Annotated in this window: 21 protein-coding genes, 1 tRNA gene and 1 pseudogene; 17 read left to right on the top strand and 6 right to left on the bottom strand. The window is 57.0% G+C overall.

What is annotated here, in order from left to right:
* Window positions 1–110: 110 nt before the first annotated feature.
* Window positions 111–731, top strand: coding sequence for a TIGR04211 family SH3 domain-containing protein (locus CWM53_RS14840; protein ID WP_008806527.1), 621 nt, complete (start codon window positions 111–113; stop codon window positions 729–731).
* Window positions 732–792: 61 nt separating this feature from the next.
* On the top strand, window positions 793–2,034 hold the full coding sequence (locus CWM53_RS14835; protein WP_100631764.1) for a multifunctional CCA addition/repair protein: 1,242 nt from the start codon (window positions 793–795) through the stop codon (window positions 2,032–2,034).
* Window positions 2,035–2,046: 12 nt separating this feature from the next.
* Here CWM53_RS14835 and bacA read toward each other — a convergent pair whose 3' ends face one another.
* Both bacA and folB read right to left on the bottom strand, forming a co-directional pair.
* A complete protein-coding gene (gene bacA, locus CWM53_RS14830; RefSeq protein WP_061153280.1) occupies window positions 2,047–2,868 on the bottom strand; it encodes an undecaprenyl-diphosphate phosphatase in 822 nt (273 codons plus the stop codon).
* Window positions 2,869–3,067: 199 nt separating this feature from the next.
* Entirely contained in the window at window positions 3,068–3,451 is a 384-nt protein-coding gene (gene folB, locus CWM53_RS14825) for a bifunctional dihydroneopterin aldolase/7,8-dihydroneopterin epimerase (protein ID WP_032733826.1), read from the bottom strand.
* 107 nt (window positions 3,452–3,558) lie between these two features.
* Here folB and plsY point away from each other — a divergent pair, with 107 nt between their 5' ends.
* Together plsY and CWM53_RS32225 are read left to right on the top strand one after the other, a co-directional pair.
* The gene (gene plsY / locus CWM53_RS14820; RefSeq protein ID WP_061153279.1) at window positions 3,559–4,176 is read left to right on the top strand and encodes a glycerol-3-phosphate 1-O-acyltransferase PlsY; all 618 of its coding nucleotides are present in this window, start codon (window positions 3,559–3,561) and stop codon (window positions 4,174–4,176) included.
* A gap of 155 nt (window positions 4,177–4,331) precedes the next feature.
* On the top strand, window positions 4,332–4,427 hold the full coding sequence (locus CWM53_RS32225) for a hypothetical protein (RefSeq protein WP_319823390.1): 96 nt from the start codon (window positions 4,332–4,334) through the stop codon (window positions 4,425–4,427).
* A gap of 73 nt (window positions 4,428–4,500) precedes the next feature.
* Here CWM53_RS32225 and CWM53_RS31965 read toward each other — a convergent pair.
* Window positions 4,501–4,584: pseudogene (locus CWM53_RS31965) on the bottom strand (short-chain dehydrogenase); the annotation flags it as partial.
* Here CWM53_RS31965 and CWM53_RS14810 point away from each other — a divergent pair.
* From CWM53_RS14810 to CWM53_RS14775, 8 genes are all read left to right on the top strand, one after another.
* Window positions 4,574–5,398: an urease accessory protein UreD gene (locus tag CWM53_RS14810; RefSeq protein ID WP_100730007.1), complete on the top strand. Its 825-nt coding sequence runs from the start codon at window positions 4,574–4,576 to the stop codon at window positions 5,396–5,398. The pseudogene CWM53_RS31965 and the gene CWM53_RS14810 sit on opposite strands and share 11 nt — an antisense overlap.
* A gap of 9 nt (window positions 5,399–5,407) precedes the next feature.
* Window positions 5,408–5,710 (top strand): urease subunit gamma, encoded by a 303-nt coding sequence (locus tag CWM53_RS14805; protein ID WP_002916871.1) that lies wholly within the window; start codon window positions 5,408–5,410, stop codon window positions 5,708–5,710.
* A 9-nt stretch (window positions 5,711–5,719) separates the two neighbouring features.
* A complete protein-coding gene (locus tag CWM53_RS14800; protein ID WP_061153276.1) occupies window positions 5,720–6,040 on the top strand; it encodes an urease subunit beta in 321 nt (106 codons plus the stop codon).
* Window positions 6,033–7,736: an urease subunit alpha gene (gene ureC / locus CWM53_RS14795; RefSeq protein WP_100730008.1), complete on the top strand. Its 1,704-nt coding sequence runs from the start codon at window positions 6,033–6,035 to the stop codon at window positions 7,734–7,736. The genes CWM53_RS14800 and ureC overlap by 8 nt, the downstream gene beginning before the upstream one ends.
* Before the next feature lie 9 nt (window positions 7,737–7,745).
* Window positions 7,746–8,222, top strand: coding sequence for an urease accessory protein UreE (gene ureE / locus CWM53_RS14790; RefSeq protein WP_100676275.1), 477 nt, complete (start codon window positions 7,746–7,748; stop codon window positions 8,220–8,222).
* Window position 8,223: 1 nt separating this feature from the next.
* The gene (locus CWM53_RS14785; protein ID WP_100676274.1) at window positions 8,224–8,898 is read left to right on the top strand and encodes an urease accessory protein UreF; all 675 of its coding nucleotides are present in this window, start codon (window positions 8,224–8,226) and stop codon (window positions 8,896–8,898) included.
* 8 nt (window positions 8,899–8,906) lie between these two features.
* Window positions 8,907–9,524, top strand: coding sequence for an urease accessory protein UreG (gene ureG / locus CWM53_RS14780; protein WP_002916877.1), 618 nt, complete (start codon window positions 8,907–8,909; stop codon window positions 9,522–9,524).
* A gap of 152 nt (window positions 9,525–9,676) precedes the next feature.
* Window positions 9,677–11,284, top strand: coding sequence for a purine-cytosine permease family protein (locus tag CWM53_RS14775; protein WP_100631760.1), 1,608 nt, complete (start codon window positions 9,677–9,679; stop codon window positions 11,282–11,284).
* 44 nt (window positions 11,285–11,328) lie between these two features.
* On the opposite strand, the gene tsaD is transcribed toward CWM53_RS14775, so the two are convergent.
* Complete coding sequence (gene tsaD, locus CWM53_RS14770; protein ID WP_008806537.1) at window positions 11,329–12,342, bottom strand: tRNA (adenosine(37)-N6)-threonylcarbamoyltransferase complex transferase subunit TsaD; 1,014 nt, start codon at window positions 12,340–12,342, stop codon at window positions 11,329–11,331.
* 237 nt (window positions 12,343–12,579) lie between these two features.
* Between tsaD and rpsU the strand changes: the two genes are divergently transcribed.
* The 3 genes from rpsU (at window position 12,580) to rpoD (ending at window position 16,711) form a co-directional block, all read left to right on the top strand.
* Window positions 12,580–12,795, top strand: a complete 216-nt coding sequence (rpsU, locus tag CWM53_RS14760; RefSeq protein ID WP_001144069.1) for a 30S ribosomal protein S21 — start codon at window positions 12,580–12,582, stop codon at window positions 12,793–12,795.
* 111 nt (window positions 12,796–12,906) lie between these two features.
* Complete coding sequence (dnaG, locus tag CWM53_RS14755; RefSeq protein ID WP_061153271.1) at window positions 12,907–14,652, top strand: DNA primase; 1,746 nt, start codon at window positions 12,907–12,909, stop codon at window positions 14,650–14,652.
* A 217-nt stretch (window positions 14,653–14,869) separates the two neighbouring features.
* Window positions 14,870–16,711, top strand: a complete 1,842-nt coding sequence (gene rpoD, locus CWM53_RS14750) for an RNA polymerase sigma factor RpoD (RefSeq protein WP_074387563.1) — start codon at window positions 14,870–14,872, stop codon at window positions 16,709–16,711.
* Window positions 16,712–16,810: 99 nt separating this feature from the next.
* On the opposite strand, the gene mug is transcribed toward rpoD, so the two are convergent.
* On the bottom strand, window positions 16,811–17,317 hold the full coding sequence (gene mug / locus CWM53_RS14745; RefSeq protein WP_061153269.1) for a G/U mismatch-specific DNA glycosylase: 507 nt from the start codon (window positions 17,315–17,317) through the stop codon (window positions 16,811–16,813).
* Window positions 17,318–17,441: 124 nt separating this feature from the next.
* On the opposite strand from mug, the gene CWM53_RS14740 reads away from it, so the two are divergent.
* Window positions 17,442–17,517, top strand: a tRNA-Ile gene (locus CWM53_RS14740).
* Window positions 17,518–17,849: 332 nt separating this feature from the next.
* Here CWM53_RS14740 and CWM53_RS32375 read toward each other — a convergent pair.
* Complete coding sequence (locus tag CWM53_RS32375; RefSeq protein ID WP_100631969.1) at window positions 17,850–17,960, bottom strand: phage head closure protein; 111 nt, start codon at window positions 17,958–17,960, stop codon at window positions 17,850–17,852.
* 1,058 nt (window positions 17,961–19,018) lie between these two features.
* On the opposite strand from CWM53_RS32375, the gene CWM53_RS14730 reads away from it, so the two are divergent.
* Window positions 19,019–19,576 (top strand): fimbrial protein, encoded by a 558-nt coding sequence (locus tag CWM53_RS14730; protein WP_100631932.1) that lies wholly within the window; start codon window positions 19,019–19,021, stop codon window positions 19,574–19,576.
* Window positions 19,577–19,613: the final 37 nt, after the last annotated feature.

Here is a 19,613-nt window from a genome sequence, read left to right as displayed (position 1 = left end):
GCTTTTTGCCGGGCCACCTCCTGGATGATTCCGATTGTGGTGGAAAACTTTGCGTCGCTCTGGCGATGCCTCTACTATCGTTCCACTTTTTATGACCAAACGATGACCTGATGCCAAAATTACGCCTGATTACTTTTACTTTGCTCGCGCTTAGCGCCGCTACGGCGGTTCACGCAGAAGAAAAGCGCTACGTTTCCGATGAGCTGAACACCTGGGTTCGCAGCGGCCCGGGCGATAATTATCGTCTGGTCGGCACCATCAACGCCGGGGAAGAAGTGTCTGTGCTGCAGACAAACGACAGCACCAGTTACGCGCAGGTCCGCGACAGCAATGGCCGTACCGCCTGGATCCCGTTGAAAGAACTGAGCAATGAGCCCAGCCTGCGCACCCGCGTCCCGGATCTGGAAAACCAGGTCAAAACGCTGACTGATAAACTGAACAACATCGACGCCACCTGGAACCAGCGCACGGCGGATATGCAGAAGAAAGTCGCCGGCAGCGACAGCGCGATTAACGCGCTGAAGGACGAGAACCAGAAGTTGAAAAACGAGCTGGTGGTCGCGCAGAAGAAGGTGAATGCGGCGAATCTGCAGCTTGATGACAAACAGCGCACCATTATCATGCAGTGGTTCATGTACGGCGGCGGCGTGCTCGGCGTCGGTCTGCTGCTGGGTCTGGTGCTGCCGCATCTGGTGCCAAGCCGCAAACGTAAAGACCGGTGGATGAACTAATTCGTCTTCTCTGCCAGACTTACGTATCATCTTGCGAAAAACAGATACGGGAGAATCGGGCGTGAAGAGCTATCTGGTCGGCGGTGCAGTGCGCGATGCGCTATTAGGACTGCCGGTCAAAGACCGAGACTGGGTGGTGGTGGGCGCCACCCCGCAACAGATGCTTGACGCGGGCTACCAACAGGTAGGCCGCGACTTTCCCGTGTTCCTCCATCCGCAAAGCCGGGAGGAGTATGCCCTGGCCCGCACCGAACGCAAATCCGGCGCGGGCTATACCGGTTTTACCTGCTATGCCGCCCCGGACGTCACCCTTGAAGCCGATCTGCTGCGCCGCGACCTGACGGTCAACGCCCTCGCCCAGGATGCCGATGGCACGATCATCGACCCCTACGGCGGGCAAAACGATCTCCGCCTGCGCCTGCTGCGCCATGTCTCTCCCGCCTTTAGCGAAGATCCGCTGCGCGTGCTGCGTGTGGCGCGCTTTGCTGCCCGCTATGCGCATCTGGGCTTTCGCATTGCCGAAGAAACCCAGGCCCTGATGCATGCAATGGTTGAGGCCGGTGAGCTGGCGCATTTAACGCCGGAGCGGGTGTGGAAAGAGACGGAAAGCGCGTTAACCACCCGCAATCCGCAGGTCTTTTTCCAGACGCTGCGCGACTGCCAGGCTCTTAAGGTGCTGTTTCCGGAAATTGACGCGCTGTACGGCGTGCCGGCCCCGGCGAAGTGGCACCCGGAAATCGACACCGGCCTGCACACCCTGATGACCGTCACGATGGCCGCGATGCTGTCGCCGGATGTCGACGTGCGTTTCGCCACCCTGTGTCATGACCTCGGTAAAGGGCTGACGCCGAAAGCGCTCTGGCCGCGTCACCACGGCCATGGCCCGGCGGGCGTCAAGCTGGTAGAACAGCTCTGCGCGCGTCTGCGGGTGCCAAACGATATCCGCGATCTCGCGAAACTGGTGGCGGAGTACCATGACTTGATCCACACCCTGCCGATCCTGCAGCCGAAAACCCTCGTCAAACTCTTCGACAGCATTGACGCCTGGCGCAAACCGCAGCGCGTACAGCAGATAGCCCTGACCAGCGAAGCCGACGTCCGCGGACGCACCGGTTTCGAGGCCAGCGATTACCCGCAGGGGCGTCTGCTGCTGGAGGCATGGGAAGTGGCACTGTCGGTCTCCACCAAAGAGGTGGTGGCGGCGGGATTTAAAGGGGTGGAAATTCGCGAAGAGCTGACGCGGCGGAGAATTGCGGCGGTGGCGCAGTGGAAGGAACAACGTTGCCCCCAGCCGCAAGGCTGAGGGCACCAGGCCTTAGAAGAAGACCACGTAAACGGCTGCCGCCACGATAAAGCGGTAGATAGCGAACGGGATAAACGAGATCCGTTTGATCAGCTGCAGGAAAGTTTTAATCGCAATCAGCGCCACGATAAACGCCATCACGAAGCCGACGGCAAACATCGGGATATCGCCCGCGTTCAGGAAGCCGATGCTCTTGTAAACGTCCAGCACGGTGGCGCCCATCATCATCGGTACCGCCAGCAGGAAAGAGAACTCCGACGCCGCATAACGACTGACGCCCATCAGCATGCCACCGGAAATAGTTGCCCCGGAGCGCGAGAAACCCGGCCACAGCGCCAGGCACTGAAAGCAGCCGATGACAAACGCCTGACGATAGGTCATATCGTCAATGCCGACCGCGCGCGGCTGTTTCGGCTTGAGTACTTCCGCCGCAATCAGCAATACGCCGCCGACAATCAGGGCGTACATCACGTTTACCGGGTTAAATAAGGATTTAATGGTGTCGTGGAAAATCAGCCCCAGCACCACCGCGGGGATCATACCGAGGAGGATATGGATAAGCGACAAGCGACCGCTGCCTTTGCCTTCATGCTCCGGCGGCCTGCCGAAATGGATGCCGATCAAACCGAACAGACGACGCCAGAACATCACCACCACGGCGAGTATCGAGCCTAGCTGAATAACCACTTCAAAGGTATTTGCCGTATCACCTTCAAACCCCAGCAGGTGACCAACAATAATCATATGACCGGTACTGGAAACAGGTAAAAACTCTGTCAACCCCTCAACCACACCCAATATTGCCGCCACCAGCAGCGAGTGTATATCGCTCATTCAATTAAACCCTTTAAAAAGTAAAATGAAAAAAACCAGGAACACGCTATCGTTCAACAGACACAACCCGGCAGCCAGACCGCACAAGCCCCCCTCAGCGTACACGGAGTACACGAGGATTCGCTCACCGTCCTGAAAGAACATCGCCAGTTAAATTGCCTGATGACCGGATGCTATGACCGGTATAAACGCAATTTGTTTAACAAGTATGACTTGAAAAGTTTTGTTTCAGATTAAGGCCACGTTCAATAATCACACCGACATTTGCCGCGCGGGCCACGGCGCCAGGTTTGCTGACTTTAATACGCACCCATGGCGACTGGAATGTTTCCAGCAGCAGGTCGGCCACTTCTTCCGCCACCCGCTCCACTAACGCGAATTTCCCCCCCTCCACATGCGCGATCACTCGCTCGCTAATATCAGCATAGCTGAGGCAGTCGCTGACATCATCGCTGGCAGCAGCCTTGCGGTTATCCCATGCAATTTCGATATCGAACACCAGCTTCTGCTCAATGGTTTGTTCCCAGTCATAAACACCAATGGTGGTGATTACCGAAAGTTGCTCTATAAATACAATATCCATCACGCCCTGCCTGCTTTTTAGCTAAACCGGATACCACTTCCGGCGAATTATGCGTATTATCCACAGATGCAGAGAATACAACGACATTTTCAAAACGGAACAGCGTTATGAGTGCAATCGCGCCTGGACTGGTACTCCTCGCCTACCTCTGCGGCTCCATTTCCAGCGCCATTCTGGTATGTCGCCTTGCTGGCCTGCCCGACCCACGCGACAGCGGCTCAGGCAACCCCGGGGCCACTAACGTACTACGAATTGGCGGAAAAGGGGCGGCCGTAGCGGTACTTATTTTTGATGTGCTGAAGGGCATGCTCCCGGTGTGGGGCGCCTGGGCGCTGGGCCTTACGCCGTTCTGGCTGGGGTTAGTGGCGATTGCCGCCTGCGTAGGCCATATCTGGCCCATCTTCTTTCATTTTCGCGGTGGCAAAGGCGTCGCCACGGCCTTCGGTGCTATCGCGCCCATCGGTCTCGATCTGACCGGGGTGATGGCCGGGACCTGGCTGCTGACCATCCTGCTCAGCGGCTACTCGTCCCTTGGCGCTATCGTCAGCGCGCTTATCGCCCCTTTCTACGTCTGGTGGTTTAAACCGCAGTACACCTTTCCGGTGTCGATGCTCTCCTGCCTGATCCTCCTGCGCCATCATGACAACATTCAGCGTCTGTGGCGTCGCCAGGAGAGCAAAATCTGGCCCCGGGTGAAGAAGAAAAAAACGCCAGAGCAGAAGTAATCTCCCCTCCCGGCCCCCCATGCCGGGGGGATCCTCGGTCCGGTTTACCCATCTCACCCGCACTTTTGCTCCACGTCGTCATGATACGCGGTAATCGCCGCATCCCCCTTTTGTAACAACGCGTTAGCCGTGACTAAAAGCAAAAGTTCCGCCGCCTGCTGGCATCGCGGACGGGTCCGTCCTCCCGCCTTATCCGCCGCGGCCAGTCGGCAGATAAGGATATTGACGGCAAAGATTATCCGGGTGAATAATTCAGAGCGGTTATGCCGCTTTCCCCTCGCGCCCGTCGCGACGCGCCGGGTAACGGATGACATAAGCGTTTCATATGACCGGGATAATCACCCACCGATCAATACTCATTGCTGCTGTTTTATCTTGATTTTGCAGGGGCGCAACATTGCACGGCACCGTGTTACCACCACTCAAAAAAGGCTGGCAGGCTACGCTGGATCTCCGCTTTCAGCAGGCCGGAGGCAAGACCGTTCTCGCCCGCGCCCAACACGTCGGCCCGCTGACCGTCCAGCGCCCGTTTTACCCGGAAGAAGAGACCTGTCACCTCTATCTGCTTCACCCGCCCGGCGGCATCGTCGGCGGTGATGAGCTGACAATTAGCGTCCACGTTGACCCCGGCTGCCATACGCTGATAACCATGCCTGGCGCCAGCAAGTTTTACCGCAGCAGCGGCGCGCAAGCGCTATTGCGCCAGCAGTTGACGCTCGCCCCGCAGGCGACCCTGGAGTGGCTCCCGCAGGATGCCATCTTCTTTCCCGGGGCGAATGCCCGGCTGTCCACCACCTTTCATCTTTGCGCCTCCAGCACGCTGCTGGCCTGGGATCTGCTCTGCCTTGGCCGCCCGGTGATTGGCGAAACCTTCAGCCACGGCACCCTCAGCAACCGGCTGGAAGTGTGGGTGGATGACATACCGCTGCTGGTTGAGCGCCTGCACCTGCAGGAGGGAGAGCTGTCCAGCGTCGCCGAACGTCCCTGGGTTGGCACTTTGCTGTGCTATCCGGCTACCGATGCCCTGCTCGACGGGGTGCGCGATGCGCTGGCACCGCTCGGTCTCTACGCTGGCGCCAGCCTGACCGACCGCCTGCTGACGGTGCGTTTCCTCAGTGACGATAATCTGATTTGCCAGCAGGTGATGCGCGACGTCTGGCAGTTTCTGCGCCCTCATCTCACCGGCAAGTCTCCCGTACTTCCCCGAATCTGGCTGACTTAAGAGAACGTTATGGAACTGACCCCCCGAGAAAAAGACAAGCTGTTGCTGTTTACCGCCGCGCTGGTGGCGGAACGCCGCCTGGCCCGCGGCCTGAAGCTCAACTATCCGGAGTCCGTGGCCCTGATCAGCGCTTTTATTATGGAAGGCGCCCGCGACGGCAAAAGCGTGGCCTCACTGATGGAGGAAGGCCGTCACGTCCTGACCCGCGAGCAGGTGATGGAGGGCGTCCCGGAAATGATCCCGGATATCCAGGTCGAAGCCACCTTTCCGGACGGCTCGAAGCTGGTCACCGTTCACAACCCGATTATCTGAGGTAGCGCCATGATCCCCGGTGAATATCACGTTAAGCCCGGTCAGATAGCCCTGAATACCGGCCGGGCGACCTGTCGCGTGGTCGTTGAAAACCACGGCGATCGACCGATTCAGGTCGGTTCGCACTACCATTTCGCCGAGGTCAACCCGGCGCTGAAGTTCGACCGTCAGCAGGCCACTGGCTATCGCCTGAATATCCCGGCCGGCACGGCGGTACGTTTTGAACCCGGCCAGAAACGCGAGGTCGAGCTGGTGGCCTTCGCCGGTCACCGCGCCGTCTTCGGCTTCCGCGGCGAGGTCATGGGCCCTCTGGAGGCAACTGATGAGTAATATTTCACGCCAGGCCTATGCCGATATGTTCGGCCCCACCGTCGGCGACAAGGTGCGCCTGGCGGATACCGAGTTGTGGATCGAGGTGGAAGATGATTTGACCACCTACGGAGAAGAGGTCAAATTCGGCGGCGGCAAAGTGATCCGCGACGGGATGGGCCAGGGACAAATGCTGGCCGCCGACTGTGTCGACCTGGTGCTCACCAACGCGCTGATCGTCGATCACTGGGGGATCGTCAAGGCCGATATCGGCGTGAAGGACGGGCGAATCTTCGCCATTGGCAAAGCCGGCAATCCCGATATCCAGCCCAACGTCACCATCCCCATCGGCGCCGCGACGGAAGTGATTGCGGCCGAAGGCAAGATCGTCACCGCCGGCGGGATCGATACCCATATTCACTGGATCTGTCCGCAACAGGCGGAAGAGGCGCTGGTCTCCGGCGTGACCACCATGGTCGGCGGCGGCACCGGCCCGGCCGCGGGCACCCACGCCACCACCTGTACCCCGGGCCCGTGGTATATCTCACGCATGCTGCAGGCGGCCGACAGCCTGCCGGTCAATATCGGCCTGCTGGGCAAGGGCAACGTTTCTCAGCCGGATGCCCTGCGCGAGCAGGTGGCGGCGGGCATCATTGGCCTGAAAATCCACGAGGACTGGGGCGCCACGCCGGCGGCGATCGACTGTGCGTTAACCGTCGCCGATGAAATGGATATTCAGGTCGCCCTGCACAGCGACACCCTCAATGAGTCCGGTTTTGTGGAAGACACCCTCGCCGCCATCGGCGGGCGCACCATACACACCTTCCATACCGAAGGGGCCGGCGGCGGCCATGCGCCGGACATCATCACCGCCTGCGCCCATCCGAACATTTTGCCGTCGTCCACCAACCCAACGCTGCCCTACACCCTCAACACCATCGATGAACATCTCGATATGCTGATGGTCTGCCACCATCTGGACCCGGACATTGCCGAGGACGTGGCCTTTGCCGAGTCGCGCATTCGCCGGGAAACCATCGCCGCGGAAGACGTGCTGCACGACCTCGGCGCCTTCTCGCTCACCTCCTCCGATTCGCAGGCCATGGGTCGCGTCGGGGAAGTGGTCCTCCGCACCTGGCAGGTGGCGCACCGCATGAAGGTACAGCGCGGAGCGCTGGCGGAAGAGACTGGGGATAACGACAACTTCCGCGTGAAGCGCTATATCGCCAAATACACGATCAACCCGGCGCTGACCCACGGCATCGCGCACGAAGTCGGATCCATTGAGGTGGGTAAGCTGGCGGACCTCGTGGTCTGGTCACCAGCCTTCTTTGGTGTGAAACCCGCTACCGTGATCAAAGGCGGCATGATCGCCATCGCGCCGATGGGCGATATCAATGCCTCGATTCCGACCCCGCAGCCGGTGCATTACCGTCCGATGTTTGGCGCCCTGGGCAGCGCTCGTCATCACTGCCGCCTTACCTTCCTGTCGCAGGCGGCGGCGGACAACGGCGTTGCCGAGCGGCTGAACCTGCACAGTGCGATCGCCGTAGTGAAAGGCTGCCGTACGGTGCAGAAAGCCGACATGGTGCACAACAGCCTGCAACCTAACATTACCGTCGACGCGCAAACCTATGAGGTGCGGGTGGATGGGGAACTCATCACCAGCGAGCCGGCAGACGTTCTGCCGATGGCGCAACGGTATTTTCTGTTTTAAGGAGAGCGGATGCTTTATTTAACTCAACGTCTGGAGATCCCCAGCGCCGCGACCGCCAGCGTTACGCTGCCGATTGATGTTCGCGTCAAAAGCCGGGTTAAGGTCACCCTCAACGATGGCCGGGAAGCCGGCCTGCTGCTGCCCCGCGGCCTGCTGCTGCGCGGCGGCGATGTGCTCAGCAACGAAGAAGGCACCGAGTTTGTGCAGGTGATTGCCGCTGATGAAGGGGTGTCGGTGGTGCGCTGCGACGATCCGTTTATGCTGGCGAAGGCCTGCTACCACCTCGGCAACCGTCACGTGCCGCTGCAGATCATGCCGGGCGAGCTGCGCTACCATCACGATCACGTGCTGGACGATATGCTGCGCCAGTTCGGCCTGACGGTGACCTTTGGCCAGCTGCCGTTCGAGCCGGAAGCCGGCGCTTACGCCAGCGAAAGCCACGGTCATCATCATGCTCATCATGCCCACCACGCTCACAGCCACTAGCATGTCGACAGCGGAACAACGCCTGCGGCTGATGCAGCTGGCCAGCAGCAACCTGCCGGTAGGTGGTTACAGCTGGTCCCAGGGGCTGGAGTGGGCTGTGGAAGCCGGCTGGGTACCGGATGTCGCGGCTTTCGAGCGCTGGCAGCGGCGGCAGATGACGGCGGGCTTTTTTACCGTTGACCTGCCGCTGTTCGCCCGCCTGTACCGCGCCTGCGAACAAGGCGATATCGCTGCGGCCCAGCGCTGGACCGCCTATCTGCTGGCCTGCCGGGAAACCCGTGAGCTGCGGGACGAAGAGCGCAACCGCGGCGCGGCGTTTGCCCGTCTGCTGAGCGACTGGCAGCCGGACTGTCCGCCGCCGTGGCGCACGCTGTGCCAGCAAAGCCAGCTCGCCGGGATGGCCTGGCTCGGCGTTCGCTGGCGCATCGCGCTGCCCGAGATGGCCCTCAGCCTGGGCTACAGCTGGATTGAGAGCGCCGTGATGGCTGGCGTCAAGCTGGTGCCCTTCGGCCAGCAGGCCGCCCAGCAGCTGATTTTACGTCTTTGCGACCACTACGCGGCCGAGATGCCCCGCGCGCTGGCCACGCCGGACGGCGATATCGGATCGGCCACCCCGCTCGCCGCCATCGCCTCTGCCCGGCATGAAACCCAATACTCCCGATTATTCCGTTCCTAGGAGAAGCCATGAATTCTTATAAACACCCACTGCGCGTCGGCGTCGGCGGCCCGGTCGGCTCCGGTAAAACCGCTCTGCTGGAAGCGCTGTGCAAAGCGATGCGCGATACCTGGCAGCTGGCGGTGGTCACTAACGACATCTATACCAAAGAAGATCAGCGTATCCTTACCGAAGCGGGCGCGCTGGCGCCTGAACGCATTGTCGGTGTGGAAACCGGCGGCTGCCCGCATACGGCGATCCGCGAAGATGCCTCGATGAACCTCGCTGCCGTGGAAGCACTGAGCGAAAAATTCGGTAACCTCGACCTTATCTTCGTGGAAAGCGGCGGCGACAACCTGAGCGCCACCTTCAGCCCGGAGCTGGCGGATCTGACCATCTACGTCATCGATGTGGCTGAAGGGGAGAAGATCCCGCGCAAAGGCGGGCCGGGGATCACCAAATCCGATTTCCTGGTGATCAATAAAACCGACCTTGCCCCCTATGTGGGCGCGTCGCTGGAAGTGATGGCGAGCGATACCCAGCGTATGCGCGGCGATCGCCCATGGACCTTCACCAACCTGAAGCAGGGCGACGGCCTGAGCACCATTATCGCCTTCCTTGAAGACAAAGGCATGCTCGGCAAATAGACCTTTTGCACCAGCCGGGCGCAGGCGCGTCCGGATGGTGCAGCCCCTGCTCTCTCTTCTATCACCCTGCACCACCCTCCCCGCCACGCCTGCCCTGCAATATGGCATAAGGTTTGCTAATTCAAGTCATGCCTAACCATTAAGGAATGACTATGTCATCACTGGATCTCAACCCTGAATTACCTGCGACAACGCGGACTTCCGGCTCCCGGGAAACCTTAGAAGATTACACCTTGCGTTATGCCCCGCTGAGCTTCCGCCGCTGGGGACCTGGCGTCGTCGCGGTCACGGCGCTGGGCGGCATCGCCTACCTGGCCGACTTTTCCATCGGCGCCAGCATCGGTATGGCCTGGGGTACCAGCAACGCCATCTATTCGATCCTGGTGGCGGCGCTGGTGATCTTCCTCACCGGCATTCCGCTGGCGATCACCGCCGCGCGCTACAACATTGACCTTGACCTGATCACCCGCAGCGCCGGCTTCGGCTATTTCGGCTCGGTGATCACCAGCATTATTTTTGCCGGCTTCACCTTTATCTTCTTCGCCCTTGAAGGCTCGATCATGGCCCAGGGGCTGCTGGTGGGCCTCGGGATCCCCCTGTGGATGGGGTATCTGATCGCCACCCTGATGGTGCTCCCGCTGGTGGTCTATGGCATGAAAGCCCTGACCCGCCTGCAGGTGTGGACCACTCCGCTATGGCTGGTGCTGATGGTGGTGCCGGTGGTGTGGCTGATTGTCAAAGATCCGCAGCTGGTGGACGGCTTCCTGCATTTCGCCGGTAAAAACAGCGCGTCGACGGTGGATATCACCGCCATCATGCTCGGCGCCGGGGTATGCCTGTCGCTGATCATGCAGATTGGCGAGCAAATTGATTACCTGCGCTTTATGCCGCCTAAGACCGCGGAGAACCGTAAAAGCTGGTGGCTGGCGGTCTTTTCCGCCGGCCCGGGCTGGGTGGTGTTAGGCGCGATCAAACAGATCATCGGCGCCTTCCTCGGCTTCTATCTATTGACCCGTTTCCCGGCGGTGCACAATACCGAACCAGTGCAGCAGTTCGTCAGCGTCTTCGATAACCTGGTGCCCGGCTGGCTGGCCCTGACGCTGGCGGTGGTGCTGGTGGTGATCTCGCAGATCAAAATTAACGTCACCAATGCCTACTCCGGCTCGCTGGCGTGGACCAGCGCCTGGACCCGCACCACCAAACGCTATCCGGGACGGATTATTTTTGTGGTGGTCAACCTGGCGATTGCCCTGGCGCTGATGGAAGGCGATATGTTCAGCGCCCTGTCGTGGATCCTCGGCTTTTACTCCAACTTCGCCATCGCCTGGGTCGTGGTGGTGGCAACCGACATCACCTTTAATAAAGGCCTGCTCAAGCTGGCGCCGGCGCAGCCGGAGTATCGTCGCGGCATGATCTACAACGTTAACCCGGTGGGCGTGGTCTCCTTTGGCCTGGCCGCCGGGCTATCGATCTGCGCCTTCTTCGGCCTGCTGGGCGCGACGCTGGCACCGTTCTCGCCGCTGATTGCGCTGGTCGTCGCCTTTGTCATGACCCCGCTGATGGGGATCCTTACCCGCGGGCGCTACTATATTAAGCAGGTGGATGACGGTATCGCCGAACCGCGCTATGACGTGGCGGGGAACGCCTCCACCACCGTGTATCAATGCGTTAGCTGTGAGGAAGAGTATGAGCGCCCGGACGTGATGCACTCGCACAAGCATCAGGGAGCGATCTGTTCGCTGTGTAAAAGTATGGAGTAGTCAGGAAGGCAGGCCGACGTGACGTCGGCCTGTTTCAGGAGGCGTTAGGCGGCAGGCAGCTCGGCCAGCGGCCAGCGCGGGCGAACCGTCACGCCGAGCTCGGCTTTGGCGCCGGTTTGCAGACGCACCATGCCAGCGTAGGCAATCATCGCGCCGTTGTCAGTACAGAACTCAGGGCGGGCGTAGAACACCTCGCCGCCGCGTTTTTGCATCATCTCCGCCAGCTTCGCCCGCAGGGTACGGTTGGCGCTCACGCCTCCCGCCATCACCAGACGCTTAAAGCCGGTTTGCTCCAGCGCGCGGCGACATTTAATCATCAGCGTATCGACGACCGCATCCTCAAACGCGCGGGCGATGTCGGCGCGGGTTTGCTCATCGTCGCCATTATTACGAATGGTGTTGGCGGCGAAGGTTTTCAGGCCCGAGAAGCTGAAATCGAGCCCCGGACGGTCGGTCATCGGCCGCGGGAAGACGAAGCGGCCTTCGGTGCCCTGAGCGGCCATTTTCGACAGCATCGGTCCGCCGGGATAATCCAGCCCCAGCAGTTTCGCCGTCTTATCAAAGGCTTCGCCCGCCGCATCGTCAATCGACTCGCCCAGCAGTTCATACTGACCAATACCGGTGACGCTAATCAACTGGGTGTGGCCGCCGGAAACCAGCAGCGCCACGAACGGGAACGCCGGCGGGTTATCTTCCAGCATCGGCGCCAGCAGATGCCCTTCCATATGGTGTACCGGGATCGCCGGCACGTTCCAGGCGAAGGCCAGCGACCGGCCAACGGTCGCCCCGACCAGCAGCGCCCCAACCAGGCCAGGGCCCGCCGTATAGGCCACGGCGTCAATATCTTTCGCCGTCAGACCGGCTTCTTTCAGCGCCGCCTGGATCAGCGGCACCGTTTTGCGCACATGGTCGCGCGATGCCAGCTCCGGCACCACGCCGCCGTAATCCGCATGCAGTTTCACCTGACTATACAATTGGTTGGCTAACAGACCTTGCTGGTCGTCATAAATCGCGATGCCGGTTTCATCGCAGGATGTTTCAATGCCCAGTACACGCATGAGTTGTTTTACCTCGCTTCAATACCGCGCAGTGTAGGTCCAATGACCGGCGATGTAAAACTTTGCTCACCCCTGGTGCTCTGTTCGTGTATACTCCTCACCCTTATAAAAGTCCCTTTCAAAAAAGGCGCCGGTGCTTTACAAAGCAGCAGTAGTTGCAGTAAAATTCCGCACCATTTTGAAATAAGCTGGCATTGCGGCCAGCGGCAAACCGAATTAATCAAAGGTGAGAGGCACATGCCGGTAATTAAAGTACGTGAAAACGAGCCGTTCGACGTAGCTCTGCGTCGCTTCAAGCGTTCCTGCGAAAAAGCAGGTGTTCTGGCGGAAGTTCGTCGTCGTGAGTTCTATGAAAAACCGACTACCGAACGTAAGCGCGCTAAAGCTTCTGCAGTGAAACGTCACGCGAAGAAACTGGCTCGCGAAAACGCACGCCGTACTCGTCTGTACTAATCTGTTGAGAGCGACGCTCTCAATTCAGACCGAGTTGTAGTTGTAAGGCCGTGCTTCCGAAAGGAATGCGCGGCTTATTTTCGTTTATAGTCATCAGAAATAACGGGGCTTATGGCTGGACGAATTCCACGTGTATTTATTAGCGATCTGCTTGCCAGAACCGACATCGTCGATTTGATCGATGCGCGGGTAAAGCTGAAAAAGCAGGGCAAAAATTTTCACGCGTGCTGTCCGTTCCATAACGAAAAAACCCCCTCTTTCACCGTCAATGGTGAAAAACAGTTTTACCACTGCTTCGGCTGCGGGGCGCACGGCAATGCTATCGACTTCCTGATGAACTACGACAAGCTCGAGTTCGTGGAAACGGTCGAAGAGCTGGCCGCCATGCACAACCTCGAAGTGCCTTATGAAGCAGGCAACGGACCCAGCCAGATAGAGCGCCATCAACGGCAAAATCTCTACCAGTTACTGGATGGTCTGAATGCGTTTTACCAACAGTCTCTGATGCAGCCCGCCGCCGACCCTGCGCGCCAGTACCTGGCAAAACGGGGGTTAAGCAGCGAGGTGATTACGCGCTTTGCCATCGGCTATGCTCCCCCCGGGTGGGATAACGTTTTAAAACGTTTTGGCGGCAATCAAGAAAACCGCCAGTCGCTTATTGATGCCGGCATGCTGGTCACCAACGATCAGGGACGCAGTTATGACCGCTTCCGCGAACGGGTGATGTTCCCCATCCGCGATAAGCGAGGCCGTGTGATTGGGTTTGGCGGACGAGTGCTGGGCGATGCCCTGCCGAAGTATCTGAACTCCCCGGAAACCGACATATTCCATAAAGGCCGCCAGCTGTATGGCCTGTATGAAGCACAGCAGGACAACCCCGAACCACCGCGTTTGCTGGTTGTCGAAGGGTATATGGACGTCGTAGCGCTGGCGCAATACGACATCAACTATGCCGTGGCCTCGCTGGGTACCTCGACCACGGCCGACCATATCCAGTTGCTGTTTCGGGTGACCAATAACGTCATCTGCTGCTACGACGGCGATCGGGCTGGCCGCGATGCCGCCTGGCGCGCGCTGGAGACGGCGCTACCGTACATGACCGATGGTCGCCAGCTGCGTTTTATGTTTCTGCCTGACGGCGAAGACCCGGATACGCTGGTGCGTAAAGAGGGCAAAGCGGCGTTTGAGGCGCGGATGGAGCAGGCTCAGCCGCTCTCCACGTTCTTGTTTAACAGCCTGCTGCCGCAGGTCGATCTGAGTACCCCGGACGGGCGCGCGCAGCTGAGCACGCTGGCGCTGCCGCTGATCACTCAGGTACCCGGCGAAACGCTGCGCATCTATTTGCGTCAGGAACTGGGCAACAAGCTGGGCATTTTAGATGACGCACAGCTTGAACGTTTAATGCCAAAACAGTCTGAAAATGGCGCGCCGCGTCCCGTACCACAGCTAAAACGCACGACCATGCGTATACTGATAGGACTGCTGGTGCAAAACCCGGATCTGGCGCCGTTAGTCCCACCGCTGGAGGGACTGGACTCGCGCAAAATGCCAGGGCTTAGCCTGTTCAGCGAACTGGTGAAAAGCTGTCTGGCGCAGCCTGGTCTGACAACCGGGCAACTTTTAGAGCAATATCGCGGCACAAAAGAGGCCGCAACCCTTGAAAAACTGTCGATGTGGGACGATATAGCAGATAAAGATATCGCTGAACAGACCTTCACCGACTCGCTCAATCATATGTTTGATTCACTGCTGGAACTGCGACAAGAAGAGTTGATAGCTCGCGATCGCACACACGGTTTAAGCAGTGAAGAACGCCGGGAACTCTGGACTATCAGCCAGGAGCTGGCGAAAAAATAAATGACAGACAATATCATTCACGTTGTATCAAGGCAGCAAGAAAACGCAGAACAACGTGAAGGATCAGAATTTAACGGCTTAAGTGCCGAGTATCGATCGGGAAGCCCCCGACAGCCGCGCAGAGGCGCAGCGGCAATAATATAAGTACGCCCTCGCTTTAAATGTCGACAGCCCGCTGCCGACACCAATCAAACGAATTAAGTGTGGATACCGTCTTATGGAGCAAAACCCGCAGTCACAGCTGAAGCTTCTTGTCCAACGTGGTAAGGAGCAAGGCTATCTGACCTATGCCGAGGTCAATGACCATCTGCCGGAAGATATCGTCGATTCCGATCAGATCGAAGACATCATCCAAATGATCAACGACATGGGCATTCAGGTGATGGAAGAAGCACCGGATGCCGATGATCTGATGCTTGCCGAAAACACCGCGGATGAAGATGCTGCCGAAGCTGCCGCGCAGGTGCTCTCCAGCGTAGAATCCGAAATCGGGCGGACAACCGACCCGGTGCGCATGTACATGCGTGAAATGGGTACCGTAGAGCTGCTGACCCGTGAAGGCGAAATCGACATCGCCAAACGTATTGAAGATGGGATCAACCAGGTTCAGTGCTCCGTTGCCGAATACCCGGAAGCGATCACCTACCTGCTTGAGCAGTACGACCGCGTCGAAGCGGAAGAAGCCCGTCTGTCCGATCTGATCACCGGTTTCGTCGATCCGAACGCCGAAGAAGATATGGCGCCGACCGCCACCCACGTTGGTTCCGAACTGTCTCAGGAAGAGATGGATGACGACGAAGACGAAGACGAAGAAGACGCCGACGACGACAGCAGCGATGACGACAACAGCATCGATCCTGAGCTGGCCCGCGAGAAGTTCGCCGAGCTGCGTACCCAGTACGAGCTGACGCGCGACACCATCAAAGCCAAAGGTCGTAGCCATGCCGCCGCGCAGGAAGAGATCCTGAAGCTGTCTGAAGTCTTCAAGCAGTTCCGCCTGGTGCCGAAGCAGTTCGATTACCTGGTCAACAGCATGCGCAGCATGATGGATCGCGTTCGTACTCAGGAACGTATCATCATGAAGCTGTGCGTTGAGCAGTGCAAAATGCCGAAGAAAAACTTCATCACCCTGTTCACCGGCAACGAAACCAGCGAAACCTGGTTCAACGCTGCGGTAGCGATGAACAAGCCGTGGTCCGAGAAGCTGCTGGAAGTGAAAGAAGACGTGCAGCGCGGTCTGCAGAAGCTGCACCAGATCGAAGAAGAGACCGGCCTGACCATCGAGCAGGTGAAGGACATCAACCGTCGTATGTCCATCGGTGAAGCGAAAGCCCGCCGTGCGAAGAAAGAGATGGTGGAAGCGAACTTGCGTCTGGTTATCTCTATCGCCAAGAAATACACCAACCGTGGCCTGCAGTTCCTCGATCTGATTCAGGAAGGCAACATCGGTCTGATGAAAGCGGTCGATAAGTTCGAATACCGTCGTGGTTACAAGTTCTCTACCTACGCGACCTGGTGGATCCGTCAGGCAATCACCCGCTCCATCGCGGATCAGGCGCGCACCATCCGTATTCCGGTGCATATGATTGAGACTATCAACAAGCTCAACCGTATCTCCCGTCAGATGCTGCAGGAAATGGGACGTGAACCGACGCCGGAAGAGCTGGCTGAGCGCATGCTGATGCCAGAAGACAAAATCCGTAAGGTGCTGAAGATCGCCAAAGAGCCTATCTCCATGGAAACGCCGATCGGCGACGATGAAGATTCGCATCTGGGGGATTTCATCGAGGATACCACCCTCGAGCTGCCGCTGGATTCTGCGACCACCGAGAGCCTGCGTGCGGCAACGCACGACGTGCTGGCCGGCCTCACCGCGCGTGAAGCGAAAGTCCTGCGTATGCGTTTCGGTATCGATATGAACACCGACCACACGCTGGAAGAAGTGGGTAAACAGTTCGACGTTACCCGCGAACGTATCCGTCAGATCGAAGCGAAGGCGCTGCGTAAACTGCGTCACCCAAGCCGTTCTGAAGTGCTGCGTAGCTTCCTCGACGATTAATCGTCTCGGGGCATCGTCCACAGCCTGTTAAAAAGCTCCCTGCGGGGAGCTTTTTTTATGGCGTTCTGGTGGCCATCCGAGGAAAGTGGCATATCTCCGCTACTGGCCGCGCGTCGCCAGGGCATCATCCAGTTCGCGATAGGCCGCCACCAGCTTATCAAGCGTCGCCCGGTTTAAGCCGCTGGGATTGGGCAGCACCCACACCTGAGTCATGCCGATAGTCATGGCCTGTTTGCCCCACTTCGCGCCGCGCTGGTTAAAGGCCTGCTCGAAGGCCTGCTTGCCGAGAACCGCCAGCGCCCGCGGCTGATACTCCTCTATTTTCCGAACCAGCTCACGACTGCCGCTGCGCAGCTCCTGCAGGGCGACCTCGCTGGCCTGCACCGTCGGACGCTCAACCAGCATGGTGATGCCGCAGCGCGTATCCAGCAGCTGCAGCTCCTCTTCCGGCCTCAGCAGCCGATCGGTAAACCCGGCCTGATGGATGACCTTCCAGAAGCGATTGCCAGGATGGGCAAAATGAAAGCCGGTATGGGCGGAAGACTTCCCCGGGTTGATACCACAAAAGACCACGCGCAGGCCCGGCGCAAGGATATCGCTAATCATGTTTTCTCCGGCTGTATGGCTAAAACATGATTATAAAGGATTGAAAATGCATTGTTTATAAAAACAGCAGCTGCGCGCTTTACGCTGGATTGCAACCGTCAGTTACTTTATAATCCCTCGCCACGGCCCCTTAGCTCAGTGGTTAGAGCAGGCGACTCATAATCGCTTGGTCGTTGGTTCAAACCCAACAGGGGCCACCAAAAATCAAGGGTCTGCGAGCAATCGCAGGCCCTTTGTCTTTTCCAGGATAACAACACGATATCGCGCAGAAGTATGATCAGATAAACCACTGCAGCCTCTGCATGGCCATAGTCAAAACAACAACCACTCGCATAGTCTTTATTTCAGAAATAATTTTATCGCTCAGCCTCCCCGGATCCTTAATACTCTTATCTCTCTTCACGGCCAGGTCTGCCAGCTCTTTTGCGCTTTTCGGGGACCAGCCCTAATTGAACTGAGCAATACGATATGCATCAGGCAGAACCGCTTTCATTTCGAATGATGGGTGCAGGTATTCCTTTTTCTGTATAGGTCAGTCTGTTATGGGTGTGACGCTTTTGCGATAGCGAATCCAGATTCTGATTGTCATTTCTGACTGTTCAGCCAGGGCGGCAACAAGCCCCTGCCTGCTAACGCTGTCTATCTCTCCTCAAACGGTGACAACATTGCGCCACTCACCGTGACGTCAGTGACAGAAACTGAATCAACCGGACAACATGGTAGCCAGGATACTTTACCTCCGGCAGTTGATACTATAACGGTCGGTCATACTGCGGGTCGAAAACAGACAGTAGCAGGCCAATCAGATAACCCTTATGAAGTAACCAAAAATAGAGGAGCTAATCTGGTAACTGCCTTTTCAAAATAATACATGTTAATAAATAAGAATTTTCCCCTTTAAGGGGTCGGCAACATTCTCATTTATCAAAATGTCGTTTTGGAAAATAAATGAGTTTTAACATTTTTAATACATATAATTCACCACAAGCACCACAACCAACCAATAACACCATAAAAAAATGCCCGGACAATTAAAAACACAAGACTAATAAATTAAAACAAAATAAAAAACCAGAATAATGCAAACCTCAAGTGATTAATAAACACACCAGCATATCTCCCTCCCTGATAAAACACCCTGCGTCACAAATCATAACAACATAATTTTAAATAATATTTTTTAACACCCTCTCAATGTGTTACTAAATTGTGTTTACTAAGATTTGAGAACGAGCCCACGTCAATAGGAAATGAAAATCAATACATCAATTTTGATTGCTTTAAACTATTGTAAATGGGCATCTATATACGTTAAAAATTAAACATGCAGCTGAACCCTGGCTGTATAAAAATAAAAAACAGCCAATAGATAGGTGCCAAAATCTCATGTTTACCATGGAGGCATAATTTACAAACATGTAATTTTATCTATTTGGCCCCCATCAACCACCAGAAAATTTAAAACGGAGCGATAACACACAGAGTCATACCAATCTAAAATGTGCCACCAGGGATTTCATACAAATACTGAAATAATTGCAAGAGCATCGTTGTCATTCATTAACAAGCACTTCCAATTGCTAATGAAAAATGATGCTATCGACGTTCTATGCTAATAAAACATGAGTTATTTATTAAAAATAACCTCGATAGCATTGTTATGTTTCTGATTATACCAATACAAATAAAGGAATTAAAATTATGCGTAACTCTAAACACACTCTTTCAGCGCTGATGCTGATCCTCTCTTCTGCAGCAGCAACTTCAGCAATTGCAGCTGACGGCACCATCACTATTAACGGCAAGATTACCGACACAACGTGTACTATTTCCGTTAATGGCGGAACGAATAGTGCAACCATAACCTTACCAACGGTTTCAGCTTCTACGCTGGCCGCTGCGGGCGCAACTGCCGGTGCAACGCCGTTCAATATCTCTTTGGGCGGCTGCTCCGGTACCGCTCTTGCTACGGCCAGCACCTATTTTGAACCAGGCGCCTATGTTGATAGCCAGAGCGGCCGTCTGAATATTGATTCTGGTGTAGCGGATGCGGCAAGCAATGTACAGGTTCAGCTGCTGAACTCTGCGCGTAACCCGATCGTCGCCGGCGCTTCCGTGGCCAATGGTCAAAACGATGTTCCGGTTGATATTTCTGGCGGTAGCGGCACCTTAAACTACTTCGCTCAGTACTACGCAACCGGCGCAGCAAATGCCGGTACCGTGACGACCCAGGTCGATTACACCATGGTTTACGAGTAACAAATCAGGGAGCAGGATTGCCTGCTCCCAATAATAA

The sequence above is a fragment of the Klebsiella sp. A-Nf5 genome (assembly GCF_002810545.1).
Classification (GTDB): Bacteria; Pseudomonadota; Gammaproteobacteria; order Enterobacterales; family Enterobacteriaceae; genus Klebsiella; species Klebsiella variicola.
The sequence above is the reverse complement of the archived record's forward strand: the minus strand, read 5'-3'. Positions and strand labels throughout refer to the sequence as shown.